This is a genomic window from Bacillus sp. FJAT-45066 (assembly GCF_002335755.1).
Taxonomy (GTDB): domain Bacteria; phylum Bacillota; class Bacilli; order Bacillales; family Bacillaceae_I; genus Bacillus_CD; species Bacillus_CD alkalisoli.
Genome location: NZ_NISQ01000001.1, coordinates 2074105 through 2091560, shown reverse-complemented (window position 1 = coordinate 2091560; position 17456 = coordinate 2074105). Strand labels below are relative to the sequence as shown.

Genomic DNA, 17456 nt, shown 5'->3' with positions numbered 1-17456 from the left:
TTCACACACTCCTCTCAACTAAAGAACGTTTGTTCGTATGATTATTTTATACGAACTTCTTTTATTTATGCAACTATTTTTGAAAAAATATATAAAAGGATTTTTAATTCGTTTGTTGAACTAAATAACGTAACAAAGAAGAGGAGATGAGTTACATATGACGAGGAAACGTAAGGTTGTGTCTCAAGATTTGTTTCAATTAAAGTCAGTTATAGATCCGCAATGGCATACAAGTACAGAAAAATATGCTTATGTTCAAACACATATAAACGAAGAGGATAATAAATACATTTCGAACATATACGTAGGGGAGATAGGAGGAAAAGTTACTCCATACACATTTGGTGAATATCGTAATCACGCTCCAAGATGGTCGCCATGTGGGGAAAAATTAGCGTTTGTATCAACTCGAAACGACAAGTCACAAATCTACACACTAAATGTTAATGGTGGAGAAGCAGAACAGCTTACATACTGTCCAAATGGAGCATCAAATCCAGTGTGGTCACCATGTGGTAATCAATTGCTGTTTTCCACTTCGGTTACACCTGAAGATGACTTAACTGGAAAAGCAACAAAAAAAGAAGAAAAGAAAAAGCCAGAGCCATTAGTAGTGGATCGTTTAATATATAAATCGGATGCAAAAGGGTTCATTGATGAAAAAAATGATCACCTAGCCTTGATTAATTTACATACAAAAGAAGTTACTCTACTAACTGAGGGAAATCGTGACCACGGAAGTGCTGTTTTCTCACCTGATGGAAAACATGTAGCATATGTAACAAACCAAGAAGACGATCCAGATACATCTCTCGTAACAGACGTATTTATAATGAATATTTCAAGTAAAGAGACAAAGAAAATAACCAATAGTAACGGTTTTTTCTCTACTATTTCATGGTCTCCAAATGGAGAAAAGCTAGGGTTCTTAGGACACGAAAAAGAGTTCGATAGTGCAACCTTAACGAGAGTCTGGGTATATGATGTGAATGCAGAGAGCCTTCAATGTTTAAGTGGAAGTTTAGATATTGAAGTTGGAAATGTAGCAATTGGTGATCTTCATTCAGGTACAGTTAATCCAGGTCTTATATGGACAGAAGACAGTGAAGGATTTTATTTTTTAGTTAGTGATCAAGGTAGCACTGGCCTGTATTACGGTTCTCTTGATGGAGCTATGTATCCAATTGTTTTAGAACAAGAAAATATATACGGAATTACAATGAAAACTTCTAGTCATGAGGCAATCATAGCAACTAGTACACCTGTAAGCCCAGGCGAACTTTATCATTTAAATTTAGCTAGCCAAACGAGAACACAGTTAACGAACGTAAATGAAGAGTGGTTAAAAGAAGTAGAGATAAGTTCAGCCGAGTCATTTACATTTCATGCTCCTGACGGATGGGAAGTACAAGGTTGGATAATGAAGCCAGTCGGTTTTAAGGAAGGGGAAAAATATCCTTTAATATTAGAAATTCATGGTGGTCCGCATGCAATGTATGCCAACACTTATTTTCATGAGTTTCAAGTATTAACTTCACAGGGGTTCGCAGTATTATTCACGAACCCTCGTGGAAGTCATGGATATGGACAAACATTTGTAGACGCTGTAAGAGGAGATTATGGAGGGAAAGATTATTTAGATGTAATGAGTGCGGTTGATTACGCATTAGAAAACTTTGATTGGATTGATGAAAATAAGTTAGGTGTTACAGGAGGAAGTTACGGTGGGTTTATGACTAACTGGATTGTTGGTCATAGTGACCGTTTTAAAGCAGCTGTAACGCAAAGATCCATTTCAAACTGGATTAGTTTTTATGGAGTTAGTGACATTGGGTATTATTTCTCAGAATGGGAAGTTGGAGGAGATATGGGAGAGAAGATGGAAAAGCTTTGGAATCACTCCCCGTTAAAATACGTAAATAATATAAACACTCCATTATTAATTTTACATGGTGAGAGAGACTACAGATGTCCTATTGAACAAGCAGAACAACTGTTTATTACATTAAAAAGACAAGGGAAAACAACAAAATTTGTGCGCTTTCCAGGTGCAAACCATGAATTATCAAGAAGTGGTGACCCAGCACTCAGAATTCATCGCCTAGAATATATTAAAGACTGGTTTGTTTCATATTTATAAAATTAAGGTATAAAAGAAGTGACGCTTTACTTAGTAAAGCGCCACTTCTTTTTAGGTAAAATCTAAGATGTACTAATTATAATTTGTAAGATTGTTATTTTTATGTATCAATATTGTAAAATTATGACTTATTCTACTAAATATGATACTATTTCATATAAATAAGTCCGTTTCATAAAATATACTGATAAACGAATACATAATAGGAGATAAAGCCCTAAATGGAATATATTACTTTACTTAAAGAATGGCTTACACTTGAACATTTATTAGAAGTTCTACAAGAATATAAATCGTTTGGACCCATTCCAGGATTTTTACTTGTCATTTTGGAAGCTTTTTTACCGTTCTTACCTTTGATTGTAATCGTTTTGACAAATGCCGCTGCTTTTGGCTTATGGTATGGGTTTCTCATATCATGGAGCGGTTCTGTGGTTGGAGCTACTATTGTATTTCTATTAATAAGAAGACTACAAAATAAAAGTTGGATGCAGAAGTTTTTGAAGAGAGAAAATGTTCAAAAGACGATGAGTTGGGTGGAGCGACACGGTTTCGCACCAATATTTTTATTGTTTTGTTTCCCTTTTTCTCCATCATTCTTAATAAATGCAGTAGCTGCCTTATCAAAAATGAAGTTCCATTCGTTTTTACTTGCGCTAACAGCAGGGAAAATGGTCATGATATTCTCCATTAGTTATGTTGGCTATGATATTGTTTCTTTCATAAGTAAACCAACCAAAACAATAATCGTCATATGTGTCATGCTATTGTTGTGGTACATAGGAAAAAGAATAGAGAATCGATTACAAACAGTTGAAAATAACTGAGAATGTATTTATGAAGATAATTCCATTAACTTTCCTTCAAAAAAATGTAGTCAGATAATTGAGAAAATGGTACAGTAATAGTAATAAAGAACTAAACCTTGGGGGAGTGTCTAGGTGGAAGTAAAACATCAAAGAACTAGCCTATCTAGATGGAAAATGGTTTTTATTTGTTTACTAGTAATCATAACTTTTCGAGTAATTTTTATATCTAATTACATTGTAGAAGGTCATTCCATGAATCCTACATTAAGTGATGGGCATTATGTTAGCGTAAATACATTAATCTACACATTTCAAAAGCCAGAACGGTTTGATATTGTTGTTTTTCAACAAGGAATACAAAAGCTAACCTTCGTCAAAAGAGTAGTAGGACTTCCAGGTGAAAAGTTAGAATATAAAAATGATACTTTGTATATAAATGATGAGCCTGTTCATGAAAATTTTCTGAAAGATGTTAGTAAAAATGTTGTAATAGGTAATTTTACTGGTGATTTTTCATTAAAAGAATTAACAGGAAAAGAAAGAGTACCAAAAGGACATGTTTTTGTTGTAGGTGATAATCGTCTAGGAAGCTTTGACAGCAGACACTTTGGGTTTGTGAAAATTGAAGATTTAATAGGGAAAGCGAATATACGAACTTGGCGTTAACAATGATGAAAGAATAATGATGAAGATTTGTCTTCATGGTTATTCTTTTTCTTTTTGAATAATATCATGGTAAAATTAGTTAGAAGATTATGAATTATTTAGAGGTGAAGGGGGAAAAGTGATGCGTAATGTTGTAATTGTAGCTGCCAAAAGAACGCCAGTTGGGGCTTTCGGTGGCGCATTTCAAAGATTGCTACCAACCGATTTAGTAGTACCTGTTATGGAAGCTGTTATTCAAGAAAGTGGTTTGGATAAATCGGATATACAAGAGGTTATATTAGGGCAGTGTATTCAAAGAACAGATCAACCTAATACAGCTAGAACGGCAAGCTTACTAGCAGGGTTACCTCCTGAAACGACAGGTTTTACGATTCAACGCCAATGTGCATCAGGACTTCAAGCAATCCTTACTGGTGCGATGCAAATTCAAACAGGGCTAAATGATGTAGTAATTGCTGGTGGTGTGGAAGCGATGAGCACAAGCCCTTACATACTGAAAGAACAAAGATGGGGAGCAAGGCTACAACACTCGCAAATTTACGACAGCGTTTGGGAAGTATTAGAAGATCCAATTCATCACATTATGATGGGAGAAACTGCAGAAATACTAGCAGAAAAATATGAGATTACAAGAGAAGAACAAGACAATCTAGCACTTCTCGGTCATGAAAGGGCAATAGCTGCGCAAACTAAAGGATACTTTGATGAGCAAGTAGTTCCTATTACAATAAAAGAGAGAAAAGAAGAAAAGAAGATAACGTTAGATGAAGGACCTAAAAGCAATATTTCTCTAGAAAAATTACAATCATTGCGACCAGCTTTTCGAAAAGATGGAACAGTAACTGCTGGGAATGCTTCAAGTTTAAATGATGGAGCGGCCTGCGTTGTGTTAATGGCAGAAGAGGTGGCAAAAGAAAAAGGTATAAAGCCACTAGCTGTTATTAAAGGGTTCCATGTCTCTGGAGTAGATCCGAAAGAAATGGGAATTGGTCCAGTGCCGGCAATTCGCCAAACATTGCAAAAGACGAATAGCAATCTTGAAGATATTGATTTATTCGAAATAAACGAAGCATTTGCAGCCCAATACATCGCAGTAGAAAAAGAATTAAAACTTGATCGAAACAAAGTAAATGTCAATGGAAGCGGAATAAGCCTAGGCCACCCTGTAGGTTGCACAGGAACTAGAATAGTAGTTAGCCTAATTCATGAACTAAAAAGAAGACAAATAAAAAAAGGTATTGCATCCTTATGCGTCGGCGGAGGCATGGGTGCAGCATTATTATTAGAAATAAAATAGAAAAGTTTAGGGTTTTTGCGAATTGCTTTAGGTTGTTAGCAATTCGCTTTTTTATGCTTTGTTAAAGTTAATTTTGAATTCTCAGAAAATCAACAACGGTGTATAACAATCTTATTTTAGAGAGCTGAAAGTTGCACATTCACGATTAAAGGGGCTATTCTGTGATTAGAATAGAAAAATATAGTCACAATTGAATGGAGGAAACAAGTGTGTTCGACGCGCTTATTAAAAAACCAAAAGTAACATTAATCTTTTTAACGTTACTACTAGTAGTTGGTTTATTAACATATTTTCAACTTTCTAAACGAGAAGTTCCAGAAATCACTATCAATGTAGGAACGATTACAACAGTTTATCCTGGTGCTGAACCAGAAGTAGTGGAAAGTGACATCACCTTTCCTTTAGAAGATGTACTATTATCCATTGATGGAATACAATCCATTTCATCTGTTTCAGGTGTAGGAATATCTAATATTGTACTAGAATTACAAGATTCTGCTAATAGAAATGAAGTTTTCTCCTTCGTTCGCCAAGCAGTATCTGACGTAAGTAGAGCTTTTCCAGAAAATGCTTTTGAACCAGTAGTGAACTCAGATATTCAAATGGGTGTATTATCTTCCTATCATATTTTACATAATGATCGAACTAGGTTGTTACAATTAGACGATCAACTTCTTTCATGGGTAAAGGAACTTGAGAAAATTAATGGTGTTCGTAAAGTTTCTATTAAAGGACTTGAGACAGAAAGTTTCTTCTTAACGCTTGATTCAGAAAAAATGGCTGAAAATGAAGTGATTTTACCTGATGTCATACAAGCAATTCAAAATGAATTGGAAGTAACCCCATTAGGGCTCAAAGAAGTTAATAATAAAAATGTCCAACTTTCTATGGAACATATAAATAAATTAGATGAAGTAGAAAATGTTTTTGTTAAAAGGTTAGATACTGAAACAGACGTTTATATTCGTGATATCGCTACACTTAATTCAGTACAAACTGAACGAACAGACCTTGTATTATATAACGGAACTCCAGCCGTTACCGTAACCATTATGCAAGAAAAAGGTGTCGATATTCCGAGGTTACATCGTCAAGTAGATGATAAAGTACAACAACTATCTACAGCTCTACCGAGTGATGTAAATTTAGAAATGTACTATACACAAAATAATATTGTAGGAAAAATATTTAAAGATTTAGGAATTTCCTTTTTAATATCTATTTTTGCCGTAGTTATTATTACTTTCTTCGGATTAAATGCAATTTCTGCTTTGTTAGTTGCCATTTCGATTCCGGTTTCCATTGCACTTGGACTTATTCCATTGCCTTACACTGGAGTGGATTTAAATCAAATTTCTATTATCGGAATGATTATTGCGCTTGGGATATTAGTTGATGACGCTATTGTTGTAAATGATAATATTCAACGACGATATCAGTTAGGTGATAGCTCTTTACAAGGAGCACTTACTGGAACGAAAGAAGTACGTGTATCTATTATTACGTCTACTTTAGCGATTGTCTTTACGTTCTTACCATTAACATTTATTTCTGGAGCAAACGGTGCATTTATTTCCGCCTTACCTACCGTCTTAATCGCAACGATTATTGCGTCCACAATAGTAGCCTTAACGGTAGTTCCAATTTTCTTAACATGGCGTCATAGCCGATCTGTTAAGAAAAATAAAAAATTAAACGATGGTGTCCTTGGGAATCAATTTAGAAGAGTTAGTGAATGGTATAGTGATAAAGTCTTAACGAGAATTATTAAAAAACCATTATTAACCGGCTTTGCTGTCTTACTATTTTGTACAGCATCATACGCATTAGTTCCATTTATCCCAGTGGTATTTTTCCCGAGTGCTGACCGTGAAGAATTGACAGTATCGGTAACATATCCTGCTGGTACGACATTAACGCAAACAGAAACGAATTTACGCGAGATGGAAAGTTCTCTGCTTCAAGATGATGCAATCTATGAAACGACTATCTTTGCTGGAAAAGGTGAACCAGGAATCTTTGGAAGTGTTTTATCGAATGCAAGTGAAAATACAGGTCAAATAGTGGTTAGATTAGATAGAGACATTCAAAGTGCTGAAGCAACAATTGCAATCTGGCGAGATAAGTTAAGAGCAGAATTTCCAGAAGCAGTTATCATGCTCTCTACCATTGAAGCAGGTCCACCTGTTGGCGCACCAATTGCTTTAACTGTAAAGGGAGACAATATTGATCAACTTATTAATGTAGTAAATGAATTAAAAAAAGACATCTCCAAACTTGAAGGCAGTGGAGCTGTAATTGATGATGTTGGAAGTCCTTTACCTACAGTCGTATATGTACCTAATCGTGATATGTTACGACAACACGGTATTACTGTACAAGAGATTAGTAATCAAATTAGATTAGTAACAGAAGGTATTCCGATAGGTTCTTATAATACGAAAGAAACGGAAAGAGAGTTATTAACTATAATTCAAGATGGAGTTCTCGCTGGAAAATCCATTAATTTATCGACACTCGAACTTCCGAGTAAATCAGAACAAACGGAATTCGGTGCACCAGTATTGGTACCTTTAAATGAATTAGTAACAGCTGAAGAGGAAGAAAGACTACCGTTAATTCCGCATAAAGACGGGGAGAGAACGGTAACAGTTAGAGTATATCCAGGTGAAGAAAATAAACCAACATTAGAAACACAAGTAAACGACATCATTACAAACTATGTTTCAGATGAGATTTCCATTTCTGTTGGTGGAGAATCGTCGGCTAGAGCGGACTTTTTCATAGAAATTGGAAAGTTGTTTTTAATTGTAATATTCCTTATTTACATTCTAATGGTCGTTCAATTCAATTCCTTAAGAATTCCATTACTCATTATGAGTACAGTGTATTTAGCTGTTTCTGGTGCAGTAATTGGCTTATTCCTTACTCAGACTGGTTTAGGTTTTATGGCCATGATGGGAATTGTTTCATTAGCAGGTATTGTTGTTCGAAACGCTACTGTATTTATTGAATTCATGGAACAAAGGTTAAAGGAAGGTGCCACTTTATCAGAGGCTGTACTCGAGTCTGGTAAAGCGAGATTACGTCCGGTAGTCTTAACTGCCTTTACGTCTATTGCAGCGTTGTTACCAATAGCGTTCAGTGGAGATGTTTTATTTACTCCACTAGCAATTTCCATTATATCTGGAATATTCTTTTCTACATTCTTTACTTTATTATTCGTTCCAGCCTTCTATACAGTATTAAAACGAAACAAAGTTAAGGCTTTATAAAAAACGAAAAAGCATGGGACTACATTCAAAGTGTATGCCCCATGCTTTTTTTATTTAAATTCACTTTCTTCTCTTGATAAACTTCGACTCTACTAAGTGCAAAAATATTTACAACATACCATGCTATAAAAAATACAAGTAAAGCTGGAAAGGCAAATCGATCACTAATGATTGGTCCAATACTTGCACCAGTCAATAAGGTAAACGAATATAAAGAGATAGCAATCGCGCGTTTCGACTGAGCCATTAAACCGATGTAAGATATGATAGATGGAATTAATATCGACAGGCTTGCAACGAACAATATAGAAAAAATAGAAAATACCCATAACGAAGGTATTAAAAACATCATAAAGAAAGATAAGATAATTAATCCTATACAGACTATCATCGTTTCATTAATCCCTAGTTTCTTTGTAAAATAGCTTGTAAGTAAAGAAGAAAAAGTCCCAATCAATCCAATTGCATGTACGACATGTAAAAAATCACCAGTAAAGTGCGCATGTAAATGACGATAAAAACTATCAAAAAAAGCAACAAAAGAAAGCAGTAAGGAAAAAACAACAAAATAGCTTCTACGTAAATTACGATTTTTTAATAAGTCGTAAAAGGAACTAAATGGTAAGGGGTTTGTATTTCTATGTTTTGCAGAAGGGCTTAAAAAAACAATACATAAGACAAAAATGAGTAAGTAAAACAAGCTATAGGAAAAGTAGACACCTTGCCAACTCCAACTAGTTAAAATGGTATAGCTCAAAAGCGGACCTATCATTCCAGACATTAAAAAACCTGTGTTAATTAAAGAAATGACGATTGTTCGCATTCTTTCTTGATAATGGTCAAAGCAGTAAGCGAAGGCAACAGGAGCAAAAGATCCTAGTAAATAGCCTTGGAGAGATCTAAAGAAATAAAGGGTAGTTAAATTATTCGAGTATCCAACTAAAGCAGTAGCAAATGCAGCGCCTAAAATACCAAACATTAAGATGTTTTTACGTCCTAATCTTTCTGATAATGCACCAAAGCTCAATAACCCTATAGCATAGAAAAGAGTAAAAAAACTACTACCAATTACAACATCTGATACCGTAACGTTCCACTGTAAGGAAATGACAGTATATAATGGTAATAGTGTATAAATGTTACAAGCTACCAAAATCGCCATTAACACTAAAAGGATGCCAGACCCATAATAGCGTATAGATGAGAACATAAAACACCTCCCCATCTATAACGATATGCGCATCAAACAAAAAAGGTGCCTACATTCACTTTAACGTCACAATGCAAGTAACGGACGCCTATACCAAAACCAGCTTACCTTATAAATAAAAAATCGGTTATACTTTCATTAAAAGAGAAATGTAGGTTTTGGATTATTATGGTGTGTTAAGAATTGTTTAAACGATTTTTAGTTGATTTCAGCTGCAGGTGTGAGACTTCTCGAAAATGCTACTGCATTTTCTTCGTGCGATGTATCGCTCCGGAGCCTTCCTTGTCCTGCGGGAAAGCGCGTCAAGGGAGACCCCGCAGGCGCCAAATGCGCCGAGGAGTAGGTTTTTTCACGACAGTGAAAATAACCTTCCTTTTTACCGCCCGCGGAAAGGGAACACCTGCAGTTGAAATCAACAATTAGAACCGTATTTACCTTATATTAATTTAGAGGAGGGACTACATGTCGAAGGTGAAATTTATAATTGGTCGTACCGGAAGCGGCAAATCGACTTGGTGTCAAAATGAAGTAATTAAACAACTAGAACAAACTCCAGACGGATCACCAATTATCTACTTAGTACCAGAACAAATGACTTTCCAAACAGAATACGAACTAGTCCGCACTAATACATTAAACGGAATAATTCGCGCGCAAGTGTTTAGTTTTACGCGTTTAGCATGGAGAGTATTACAAGAAGTAGGTGGCATTAGTCGCTTCCATATAGACCAAACAGGAATACATATGATGCTTCGCAAAGTAATCGAGGAGCATAAACAGCAGTTCCATGTTTTTGGTAAATCTGCAGAGCAATTTGGATTTATTGAACAGATGGAAGGGATGATCACGGAATTCAAGCGATATTGCGTAACTCCAGAGCTTTTACAAGAAAAAATTCATCGAATGGAAACCGACGATATGATTGCTGACCACGAACGAATGTTAGCAAAAAAACTAACGGATATTTTGGTCGTTTATAGTCAATTGGATTCAATCTTACAAGGGAAATATGTAGATGGTGAGGATTACTTAACGTTATTAGCCGAAAAAATTCCTTATTCTAACTACCTAAAAGATGCAACAGTATATGTTGATGGATTCCATAGTTTTACACCTCAAGAATATGAAGTAATGAAAATGTTAATGAAGCAATGCAAATCCATTAACATCTCTTTAACACTAGATAAAGAATACAATGAAGAAGCTCCATACGATTTACATCTATTCAGAATGACTGGTGTGACGTATCAAAAGCTAAGAAACATGGCACTCGATGAAGGAATAAAGGTAGAGAAATCATTAATGCTAGAACCGTTCCAACGATTTACAAACGCCTTATCCTTACAACATTTAGAGCAATATTTTGATGTGAGACCAACTGTCGCTTATAGTGGCAAGTTAGAATTATCTATTTTTCAATCTGTCAACAGACGAGCTGAAGTCGAAGGAATTGCTAGAGAAATCGTTCAACTAGTTAGAGACAAAGGCAATCGTTATAAAGATATCGCGATCATTGTTAGAAATAGTAATGATTATAACGACTTATTGCACACCATCTTTACAGATTATGAGATCCCTCATTTTATGGATGCAAAAAAGACGATGCTTCATCATCCGTTGGTGGAACTAATTAGGTCAAGTTTAGAAACGATTACGCGTACCTGGCGATATGAATCAGTATTCCGCTGTATAAAAACAGACCTTTTGTTCCATCCAAAACAAAGACTTGATATTATGCGAGAAAAAACGGATAAACTTGAAAATTATGTTTTATCATACGGAATTCAAGGAAGTAAATGGACAAATGATAAGCCTTGGAAATATTTGCGCTATGCGAATATTGATACAGAAAGACCATATGTTCAAACAGATGCAGAGTTACGTTATGAAGAAGAGATAAATGAGTTGCGAGAATTAATTGTTCAGCCGATTTTAACTTTGCAAAAAAGATGGAAAAAAACAAAAACGGTTGAAGGATATTGTAGAGCGTTATATCAATTTTTAGAAGAATTGAAAATCCCGCAAAAACTAGAAGCTCGCATGGAAAAAGCAGAAGCGGAAGGACAATTGCAAAAAGCGAAAGAACATGAACAAGTATGGAAAGCGGTCATTAACATGTTAGACCAGATGGTTGAATTAATCGGAGACCATGCTGTTTCTGTATCCATGTTTTCAAATATGATTGAAAGTGGATTAGAAAGTATGCAATTTAGTCTAGTTCCACCTGCAGCAGACCAAGTAATCATTGCAAATTTTGATTTATCCCGTTTATCAAACATTAAACATACATTCGTAATTGGCGTTAACGAAGGCGTAATTCCAGCAAAAGTGAAGGATGAAGGCTTTGTCTCGGAGGAAGACAGAGAATTTTTATCCTCCTATGGCTTAGAACTTGCTCCAGGTAGTTTAGAAAAGCTATTAGATGACCACTTTTTAGCGTATATTGCTTTTACAAGTGCAAAGGAAAGACTTCATATTACGTATCCATTAGCAGATGAAGAAGGGAAGACGATGTTAGCTTCTTCCTATATAAAAAGATTAAAAGAAATGTTTCCAGAGTTAAAGGAAAGGTTAATTTTAAACGAACCAACGGATTTACCAATAGAAGAACAATTAGGGTTTATCCACTCACCATCTACTACACTTTCTCATTTGGCAGTAGAACTGCAAGCATGGAAAAAACATTATCCAATCGAAGACATCTGGTGGGACGTTTACAATGAGTTTCTTGCTGAGCCAACATGGAAGCGTAAAGCAGATATTGCACTAAACAGTTTATTTTATCGTAATGAAGCTGCGAACCTTAAGGGAGAAGTTAGCCAACAATTATATGGTGATCACATTCAAGCGAGTGTGTCACGAATGGAGAAGTTCCAAGCTTGTCCATTTTCCCACTTTGCCTCACATGGCTTAAAGCTAAAGGAAAGAAAGACATATAAACTAGAGGCACCAGACATAGGTCAGCTTTTTCATGCAGCCTTAAAGCAAATTGCTGATTCACTGCGTAAGCAAGGATTAGATTGGAGAGCTTTATCAAAGTCCGAATGTGAAAGATATGCTTATGAAGCGGTAGAAATGTTAGCACCTAAGCTACAGGCAGAAATATTACTAAGTTCTAACCGTTATCACTATATAAAGCAAAAACTCCAAGCCATTGTCAGTCGAGCATCCTATATTTTAAGCGAACATGCGAAAGCAAGTAAATTTACTCCGATAGGGCTTGAACTTGGTTTTGGGCAAAAAGAAGAACTTCCACCAATAAGCTTTACACTTCCAAATGGTACAACGATGGAGCTGATAGGAAGAATTGACCGAGTGGACAAAGCGCAAGGTGATAACGGACTTTTATTAAGAATCGTTGACTATAAATCCAGTGATAAAGGATTAGACTTAACAGAAGTTTATTATGGATTAGCATTGCAAATGTTAACGTATTTGGATGTCGTCATAACGCACTCTGAAAAATGGTTAGGCGAAAAGGCAACTCCTGCCGGGGTTCTGTACTTCCATGTGCACAATCCGTTAATCAAGACAAAAGGAATGGTAGCCGAGGATATAATTGAGGACGAAATCTTTAAAAGTTTTAAAATGAAAGGACTAATGCTCGGAGACGAAGATATTGTTCGGCTAATGGACCAAACGTTAGAAACAGGGACCTCAAAAATTGTATCTGCAGGAATCAATAAAAAAGGCGGATTTAGTGCTAGTTCCTCCATAGCTTCAGAAGAAGAGTTTACTGCATTACGTGAACATGTAAGAAACTCCTATATGAATATAGGTACTAACATAACGAGTGGTGAAACTAGCATTACCCCGTATAAGTTGAAAAATAAAACACCTTGTACATTTTGTTCTTACAAATCGATATGTCAGTTTGATACATCGTTAGAAGAAAATGAATATAGAATGTTACAACCTTTAAAGAAGGAAGAACTTTTAGCAAATTTAAATAAAAACAAGGAAGGAGGAGAAGTAGAATGATAGAAATGTATCCAAAACCAAAGGATAGTCAATGGACAGATGAACAATGGACAGCGATCGTCTCCACTGGCCGAGATATTTTAGTTGCCGCGGCTGCAGGATCTGGAAAAACAGCTGTATTAGTAGAAAGAATGATTCATAAAATTGTAAATGAACATGTAGATGTCGACCGATTGCTAGTGGTTACCTTTACGAATGCGTCTGCGGCAGAAATGCGTCATCGTATTGGTGAGGCGCTAGAGAAAGAGCTACAAAAAAAGCCAGCTTCTCTGCATTTACGTAGGCAATTAAGTCTTTTAAACCGTGCGAACATTTCCACTATCCATTCATTTTGTTTAGAAGTTGTTCGAAAATATTATTATTTAATTAATATTGATCCGAGCTTTCGAATTGCTGATACGACAGAAACACAAATTATTCAAGAAGAAGTGTTAGATGCACTATTAGAAAGTGAATATGGACAAGAAGATAATGTTCGTTTTTTTGACTTAGTAGATCGCTTTACAAACGACCGATCGGATGCGGCATTACAAACAATCATTTTAAAGTTACATGATTTTTCTAGAGCGAATGCCAATCCAGATAGTTGGTTAGATGAATTAGTAAATCGTTATAAGCAAGGAGCAAACGTATCGATAGATAGACTGCCTTTTATCTCTATGTTAAAAGAAGACATTTCGTTGCAATTAGAAGGTGCGAAGGCTATGCTCCATAGCGCTATGGAAATTACGAAACTTCCAGGTGGACCATACCCTAGAGCTGTAAATGTTGAGGAAGATTTAGCACAAATATTTCGCTTGGAAGAAGCATTAAAACATTCATGGGAAGAAACGTATCATGCCATGCAGTCGATTGACTTTCCGCGAGCGAAAACCTGTAAGGGTGACGAGTTTGATAAAGAAATCGGAGAGCGATGGAATAAACTAAGAAATAAAGCAAAGAAGGTAGTAAATGACTTAAAGGACGAATTATTCACTCGTAAGACAGAATCATTTTTAAAAGATCTAGAAGAGCTAGCACCAGTTATGGAAACGTTAGTTCAAGTTGTACGTAAATATGGTCAGAGTTTTACGAAAATGAAACAAGAAAAAGGGCTCGTTGATTTCTCTGACTTGGAACATTTGTGCTTAGCCGTTTTAGGAGTGGAAAATGAAGACGGAACAATAATTCGTTCTGAAGCGGGAATACGTTATCAATCACTATTTAAAGAAGTGATGGTGGATGAATATCAAGATACGAATATGGTTCAAGAAACGATTCTAAAGCTTGTAACAAAAGATGAAGAACAGTCAGGAAACATGTTCATGGTAGGAGATGTAAAACAATCTATTTATCGATTTCGACTTGCAGAACCTTTCCTATTTTTAAGTAAATATAAACGATTTGCGAAAGATGCTGAACAGATGGGGCAAAGAATTGATCTTAACCGTAACTTCCGTTCTCGAAAAGAAGTACTAGATGCAACCAACTATATTTTCAAACAAGTAATGGGAGAAAAAGTTGGGGAAATCGACTATGACGATCAGGCTGAACTTAAATGGGGAGCTAAAGATTATCCAGAGCATAATCAGACATCTGCAGAACTTATTTTAATTAATAGAGAAAGTAATCAAGAAGCAGAGAGTGATGAGTTGGATGAACATGTTGCAGGTGAAGCTACTTTTGACAAAGTAGAATTAGAAACGGCACAAGTAGAAGCCAAATTTATTGCCAAAAGAATAAAAGAATTAGTTCAATCTAAATTTCAAATTTATGATAAACATTTAAAAGGTATGCGTGCAGTTACGTATCGAGATTTTGTCATATTGCTACGTTCGATGCCATGGGCACCTCAGTTTACGGAACAATTTAAACAAGAAGGTATACCACTATATGCAAACCTTAGTACGGGTTATTTTGAAGCAACTGAAGTCGCTGTGATGATTTCACTTTTAAAAATCATTGATAACCCATATCAAGATATACCGTTAGCTTCTGTGTTGCGCTCACCTATTGTTGGCTTAGATTCAAATGATTTAGCAAACATTCGAATTCAACAAAAAAGTGGCACTTATTTTGAAGCATTACGAAAGTTTTGTAGAGAAAGTGTTGAAACAGAAGGAGAAGAGGTAATACAACAAAAAGTAATCTTCTTTCTAGACATGTTACAAAAGTGGCGTTCGCAAGCGAGAGAAGGAGCACTTTCGGACTTAATATGGCAACTATACCGTGATACAAGTTTTTATGACTTTGTGGGTGGAATGCCAGGGGGTAAACAAAGACAGGCAAACTTACGTGCTCTATATGATAGGTCAAGGCAATACGAATCAACGTCATTTCGTGGATTATTTCGCTTTTTACGATTTATCGAGCGAATGCAAGATAGAGGAGAAGACCTTGGGGCAGCAAGAGCACTAGGGGAGCAAGAAGATGTTGTTCGTTTAATGACAATCCATTCGAGTAAAGGTTTAGAATTCCCGATAGTGTTTGTTGCTGGCCTTTCTAAACAATTCAACATGATGGATTTAAACAGTTCCTATTTACTTGATAAAGAGTTCGGGTTAGCGACTAAATTTGTCCATCCCAAACTACGAATCACGTATCCAACCATTTTACAATTAGCATTGAAACGAAAAGCAAGAGCTCAGCTTATTGCAGAAGAAATGCGTGTTTTATATGTAGCACTAACTCGTGCAAAAGAAAAACTATACCTATTAGGTACAGTTAAAGATGCAACAAAATCGCTCGCTGACTGGAATGAACATGTAAGTAATGAACAATGGCTTCTACCAGACTATGTAAGAGCAAATGCCAAAACGTATCTTGACTGGATAGGTCCTTCGTTAGTTAGACATAACGATACAGAGGTGTTGCGAACAGATTCTGTTTCAGCCATAGTACCTGAAGAAATAACGAAACATCCAGCGAAGTTAACTATATCCATTATTCCAGTTGCTGAATTTTTAGCTGAAATGGAAGAAGAAAAATTAGAAGAACAGGTTTTAACTGAAATAATAAAAAAACGAGAAGCAGTTCCTATAGAGTCAGATTGGAAAGATACAGTGAAAAAGCAATTACATTGGCAATATAATTACGCCACTGCCACATCGGTCCGTTCCAAACAATCCGTTTCAGAGCTAAAGAGGTTAAAAGAACCACAAGACCCTTATGCGGATATGCAATTAGTCTCAACGACGAAGAAATTTTTCTTGGATCGACCAAAGTTTGTTCAAAAGCAAAAATTGGCTCCAGCAGAAATTGGTACTGCCGTTCATGCTGCCATGCAACATATCGACTTCCAAACGGATTTGGTAACAATTTCTTCGGTTAGAGAGCAAATAAGTAAGATGGTTGCACGTGAGCTTATTACAGAAGAGCAAGCAAAAGTAGTGGACGTAGAATCAATCGTAACGTTTTTTGAAACGCCAATTGGAATGCGCCTAAGAAATGCGAAGAAAATTCAGCGTGAAGTGCCATTCAGTTTTGCTTTAGAAGCAGATGAGTTATATGGTAAAAGTGAGCTAGCAGGCGAGACGGTTTTACTTCAAGGTGTGATTGACTGTTTATTTGAAGATGAGCATGGTGTAGTATTACTTGATTATAAAACAGATACAATCACAGGTCGCATCAAGAAAGAAGAAGAAGAAATACAATCAATGCTTCGTAGTCGATACGAAAAGCAAATAGCCTATTACAGTAAAGCTGTCGAACAAATTTGGCATAAAACCGTCAATGAAAAATATTTATTTTTCTTTGATGGTAATCGGTTAATAAACATATAATTTATTTGTAATACAGAAATGCTCTTTTCTCAAAGTTTGTTGCTTTTAAATTTAATTTAAAATCGTTAGTGGATTGGAGCGGAAGGAACCTGACTCCTGCGGGAAGTAGAGCGAAGCGGGAGACCCCACAGGCGCATGCGCCGAGGAGGCTCCCGTCGCTCCCCGCGGAAAGCAGGTTCCTGCAGCGGAAAGGAACGGGCTGCATTAATATCCAAAACAACAATCATTTAGAAAAGAGAGCCTAAAGAAAAAAAGAATATGCTTAATGGAGCTTGGCTATATTAGCCAAGCTTTCCTTTACTACTTATCGGGGGAAT

Annotated in this window: 8 protein-coding genes; 7 read left to right on the top strand and 1 reads right to left on the bottom strand. The window is 36.0% G+C overall.

Annotated elements, in window-relative coordinates:
* The first annotated feature begins 157 nt into the window (after positions 1-157).
* The 5 genes from CDZ92_RS10600 to CDZ92_RS10580 all read left to right on the top strand — a co-directional run bounded on the left by CDZ92_RS10600 (position 158) and on the right by CDZ92_RS10580 (position 8187).
* A complete protein-coding gene (locus CDZ92_RS10600; RefSeq protein WP_096155209.1) occupies positions 158-2140 on the top strand; it encodes a S9 family peptidase in 1983 nt (660 codons plus the stop codon).
* Between the two features lie 221 nt (positions 2141-2361).
* The gene (locus tag CDZ92_RS10595) at positions 2362-2967 is read left to right on the top strand and encodes a TVP38/TMEM64 family protein (RefSeq protein ID WP_096155208.1); all 606 of its coding nucleotides are present in this window, start codon (positions 2362-2364) and stop codon (positions 2965-2967) included.
* 114 nt (positions 2968-3081) lie between these two features.
* Positions 3082-3615, top strand: coding sequence for a signal peptidase I (gene lepB / locus CDZ92_RS10590; RefSeq protein WP_227521518.1), 534 nt, complete (start codon positions 3082-3084; stop codon positions 3613-3615).
* A 121-nt stretch (positions 3616-3736) separates the two neighbouring features.
* A complete protein-coding gene (locus CDZ92_RS10585) occupies positions 3737-4912 on the top strand; it encodes a thiolase family protein (protein ID WP_096155207.1) in 1176 nt (391 codons plus the stop codon).
* A gap of 209 nt (positions 4913-5121) precedes the next feature.
* Positions 5122-8187: an efflux RND transporter permease subunit gene (locus CDZ92_RS10580; protein WP_096155206.1), complete on the top strand. Its 3066-nt coding sequence runs from the start codon at positions 5122-5124 to the stop codon at positions 8185-8187.
* Positions 8188-8212: 25 nt separating this feature from the next.
* Here CDZ92_RS10580 and CDZ92_RS10575 read toward each other — a convergent pair whose 3' ends face one another.
* Positions 8213-9397 (bottom strand): MFS transporter, encoded by a 1185-nt coding sequence (locus CDZ92_RS10575; RefSeq protein WP_176483751.1) that lies wholly within the window; start codon positions 9395-9397, stop codon positions 8213-8215.
* A 462-nt stretch (positions 9398-9859) separates the two neighbouring features.
* Between CDZ92_RS10575 and addB the strand changes: the two genes are divergently transcribed.
* Together addB and addA are read left to right on the top strand one after the other, a co-directional pair.
* Positions 9860-13378, top strand: coding sequence for a helicase-exonuclease AddAB subunit AddB (gene addB / locus CDZ92_RS10570; RefSeq protein ID WP_096155204.1), 3519 nt, complete (start codon positions 9860-9862; stop codon positions 13376-13378).
* A complete protein-coding gene (addA, locus tag CDZ92_RS10565) occupies positions 13375-17139 on the top strand; it encodes a helicase-exonuclease AddAB subunit AddA (protein ID WP_096155203.1) in 3765 nt (1254 codons plus the stop codon). The genes addB and addA overlap by 4 nt, the downstream gene beginning before the upstream one ends.
* The last annotated feature ends 317 nt before the right edge of the window (positions 17140-17456 follow it).